Annotated in this window: 2 protein-coding genes and 2 pseudogenes; 2 read left to right on the forward strand and 2 right to left on the reverse strand. The window is 65.1% G+C overall.

Annotated features, from left to right (window positions below; all coding sequences use genetic code 11):
• Positions 1-212, reverse strand: a 212-nt coding sequence (locus ACZ7GZ_RS42495) for a hypothetical protein (protein ID WP_471033147.1), incomplete at its 3' end; no start/stop codon positions are given.
• A gap of 569 nt (positions 213-781) precedes the next feature.
• On the opposite strand from ACZ7GZ_RS42495, the pseudogene ACZ7GZ_RS42500 reads away from it, so the two are divergent.
• Positions 782-1,435, forward strand: a pseudogene (locus ACZ7GZ_RS42500) (IS3 family transposase); the annotation flags it as partial.
• Between the two features lie 415 nt (positions 1,436-1,850).
• On the opposite strand, the gene ACZ7GZ_RS42505 reads toward ACZ7GZ_RS42500, so the two are convergent.
• Entirely contained in the window at positions 1,851-2,228 is a 378-nt protein-coding gene (locus ACZ7GZ_RS42505; protein WP_471033149.1) for a hypothetical protein, read from the reverse strand.
• 792 nt (positions 2,229-3,020) lie between these two features.
• Between ACZ7GZ_RS42505 and ACZ7GZ_RS42510 the strand changes: the two are divergent.
• Positions 3,021-3,525, forward strand: a pseudogene (locus tag ACZ7GZ_RS42510) (transposase family protein); the annotation flags it as partial.
• Positions 3,526-4,120 lie beyond the last annotated feature (595 nt).

The raw sequence follows: 4,120 nt of genomic DNA on the forward strand, positions 1-4,120 counted from the left end.
GCCAAAGACCGTTCCATGCCCCTGCCCACACCACTACACTCCCCACCCTCAGAACCCTGACCAGCAGAAATGGCGAAGCACTGCTGGAGTACTAGAATGCCGAACCACCTGTCAGAGGGCTGCGTGTAGTGCTTCCAGAGCTTGGCGTGGACCGGGATCACGACGGATCCGGCGATAATGTTCGCTTTCCCATTGTATGAATAAGCTGTCATGCTCTCATTCTGTAAGCTTCTTAGCCCTTTTCTCTGGTTTTCCCGTTACGAATGGGCGAAAGCCCAGGCGAATGCGCCCACAGCGACGAACGATTCCGTACCCGCCTCGAGGGTCGTTCGCTTCCGCGGGGCATGGCCACAACCTCGACACCATGTCGGCCGGTATCGTCAGGAGTGCTGCCCGCGGCATCTCTGCTCTGGCGCTGCGGGCAGCTTGGGTCGCCCGGGTCAGCCCTCCTGAGCAGATGGGAGACCCGCGGGCTTCGGTTCCCCGGCGGGCACCGACGACAGGATCGCCGCGTTCCCCGTCTTCAACCGCAGTGGACACCGAAGCTTCGCCCCAATCGCCGTTTTGCGGCTTGGCGAGAGCAGAGACCGGACAAGTCAGCCCTGACTTGTCCCTCGTAGCGTAGAGGCCGTGGCTGCAGGGGGAGTTGAGAGTTCATGGCGGGGATGAGGCGGAAGTTCGATGCGGAGTTTCGTGAGGGGGCGGATCGTCACCGAGGGGGTTCTGGGCGTGTGGCAGGCGTGGGTTTGCAAGTGGCGCCGCCGACGGTGCGAGCCGACGAGGCAGGCGGGCTGGACTGGCTGAGCGGATCCGCTGCTTCTTCGACCGGTCGGGCCGGAGGTACGGCTCGCCGAGGATCACGCTGGATGTGTGGGAGGAGGGCGGGCAGGTGTCGCAGAACACCGTCGCTGAGATCATGGCCGAACTCGGTCCGCAGGGCCGCAAGCCGCCGCGCCGACGCCGCTCGCTCACCCGCCCCGGCCAGCGGAAAGCCGCTCCTGACCTGGTGCGACGCAAGTTCGACGCCACCGCACCCAACGTGCTGTGGTGGGGCGGCATGACGGCGATCGACACCGGCGAGGTCAAGCTCTGCCTCACCAGCGCCCACGACGCCTTCTCCCGCCGCGCCCTGGGCTACGCGATGGGCGAACGGCACGATACCGCGCTGGTCAGCGCCGCCCTGCAGATGGCGATCGCGGCCAGGGGCGGCCAGGTGGACGGCGTCATCTCCCACACGGACCGCAGCAGCGAACACACCCGTGAGGCAATCCAGCATCTGTGCGACCGCTGGAGTGCGGTGCAGTCCATGGGGCGCGCCGGATCGGCGCTGGACAACGCCGCCGCCGCGTCGTTCCACTCCGCCCTCGAAATCGAGTACGTGCACCGGCACACGTTCCGTACGCGGGCCGAGGCTGGGCTGAACACTGCCACATGAATCGCGGACTTCTGCAACGCCAAACGCCGCCACAGCGCGGCCGGCGGTGAGCCACCCGCCGAGTTCGAACAGATCATCCAGGAAGCGCGAGCCCAGACCGATCAGCAAGGCCGAGCCGCATAACCAACGTCTCTACACACACCGGGGATTGACAGACCCGTGGGTCGACAACCACCATCAACAGGAAGTCAGAGGAGAACTGACATTGCCCTGGTCGGGCTGCATGCGCAACACGCGGCCGATGAATGGGCCGGGCCAGGCGGGGGCCGCGTGCGGCAGCCTGGCCGCGCCTGTTCGGCGTCCAAGCCGAACGATCCTGGAGCCGACCGGTGAGACCCTCGTGTAGGAAGGTACCGGCCGGTATCCTCGTTGCGCTGAACGGCCGGGGGATAGCATCCCTCGGCCGTGGCATGCGTCAGCTCGTAGTGCTGGTCGCATCCTGCTGTGGGCGGTGATGGAGCGTGTTCCACATCGTAATCACGTCCGCGGGATCCAGCGCGATCCAGAACCCGTGTCCGATGACCTTCGAGACAAGTTCGGCTTGCCGCTTCCGCAAATGCGAGACACGCCTGGCGCTCTCCCTTTCTTCCCCCGTGTCTCCCCTGACGTCCCCCACCGCAAGGCCCGCCATGATGTCTTTCAACTGCTCCTGCACTCGGGTCAGATCATCACGGGCGGCGACCAGGTCTCGGGGAAGGCCGGAGCGGGCCGCCTCCGAGACGTACGTCAGGGGGGGCGCCGAGCCCGTGGGTTGCTCGATCACATCAAGCACCTCTGTTCGTTGCGACGACATTCCCTCGCGTCCCTCCTGCACTTCTCGTGCGTTGTCCCTTCCCGTTGGCCTACCACCGCCGCTGCATCGCTGCTCGTCACGAAGGTGAAGAGTGGGCCGATCATGGTCAGAGATCACGCAAATTTCGACACTTCGTCCCCGGATTACAAGGTGTTCACCGATTCGCCTGCCCGGTTTGGCGATTGTCAATCCTCCTCGGCAGGCCAACCCACCCGTGATGCCAAGGTGGCGAAATGAGGAAATGGTGGGTGCAGTGAGGGAAGTTGGAAGATTAAGGTTGCGTATCGGCGAAATGTGCAGGATGTGCGCTGGTTGCGTCGGTCGGGTGGGAGCTGCGTGTTCAGCCGAGGAGCCGTGTGCGGCCCAAGACTTCACGGGCGTCGGGGTGGCCATGGAGCCGCTGAAGCTTCACTCGCAAGGTCTGCAGGTGGCGCGTGGCGCGGGTGGATTGGAGGACGGCGGAGGCGGAGAGGAAGCGTTGCCAATGAACCAGGGCTTCTTCTAGGTGCCCGGCGTTCCAGTGGGCCTCGGCGAGGCAGGCACGGGTTAGGGTGGCAGCGCCGTATACGGCTTCGTTGCGTAGTCGTAAGGATGGTTCAGGGCGTTCACGGACCCGAGGCGCAGTGAATGGCGCCCGGAAGGCCCATCAGTGAACCCCTTTCATCCTGCGTCTGGAGGGTTGTATGGCCTGGTAGGCGGGTTGGTGACGTGGTGAAGCTCCTCGTCGTTGGTTGTGGTGATCTCACTCAACACGACCGTCGGCCGGGGGCTTCGTTGGTTCCGTGTCCTTCCATGCTCGACATCCCGGACGAGCTGGTTGAGTACGTCTCATGGCCCATCTACGCTCGAAGGCGTGAACTGAACTCTGCGTGGCGCAGGCTTGGTGGCTTCAAGCAGGCCCTGCTGGTCCTCGCGCATCTCCGGAAGAACGAGAGGTTCGCGCAGGTGGTAGCCGGGTTTGGCGTCTCGGGGGCGATCGCGTGGCGGTACGCGGACGAAACCCTCGAGGTCCCGGCCTCCTGGGCACCCGGCCTGCATCAAGCCCTCGCCGGCCCGGGCGAGGACGACTTCGTGATCGTCGACGCCCACCCTGATCCCCACCGACCGCGTCAAAGCCGACGAGCCGCACTCCCCGATGAAGCATTACAAGCACGGCATGAACGTCCAGTTCATCACACGTGGCGACGGCACACCCCTATGGATTTCCCGGGCAAGACCGGGCCGCACCCATGACCTGACCGCCACCCGCGCCCACGGCATCATCCAGGCCCACCTCACCCAGCAGATCCTCATCCTCGACGTTCTGCGTGGGCGAGGGGATCCAGGGCGGTGCGGCGGTCGTAGCGGGCCAGTGGCACACCGCGTAGTGGGCGTGCGTATAGGCGTTGACCGCGGGTGAAGCGCCGTCGGCGTGGGAGGCGGCCTGTTCGCTAGGGGCACGTACTGCTTGAGGATGGCCAGGGCAGCCCTCACCGGCTTCCCGCCGTACCTCTCCGCGGCCATGTGGAGCAGAAGCGCTATGGCCTGCATACGATCGGCGTCCGTCCGTCCCGCTCGGCATGAGGGGGCTCGATGTGGGCTCGCCGACTGCGGACGAGGGCGTCGGCCGGGCTGTAATCGCCTGTTCCCAGCAGTGACTGACATGCGAGGTCGAGCTCAGCGCGAGTCAGTTGGGACAGTTTGCGTAGCCTCCCAGGCCGCCACTTTCGTCCGGCCGGTCGTACAGCGAATGTGGCGTTCCTTATGGACGGACAAGGCCGCAGGACGCGGCATTATATGACCATGAGCCCTTTTCACTTGTGCAGCTGGCGGGTGAGGGTGAGTTGGGTGTTGACGGTGGCGTGACGAACGGGCACCCCGCTGGTTTGGAGAGTCGCCAAACATCAGCCTCA

This window comes from Streptomyces sp. NPDC037288 (genome assembly GCF_055603265.1).

What these genes read in the sequence shown, in the direction of transcription:
- ACZ7GZ_RS42505 (WP_471033149.1), bottom strand. Translation starts at nt 2,228, where the DNA reads ATGTCGTCGCAACGAACAGAGGTGCTTGATGTGATCGAGCAACCCACG.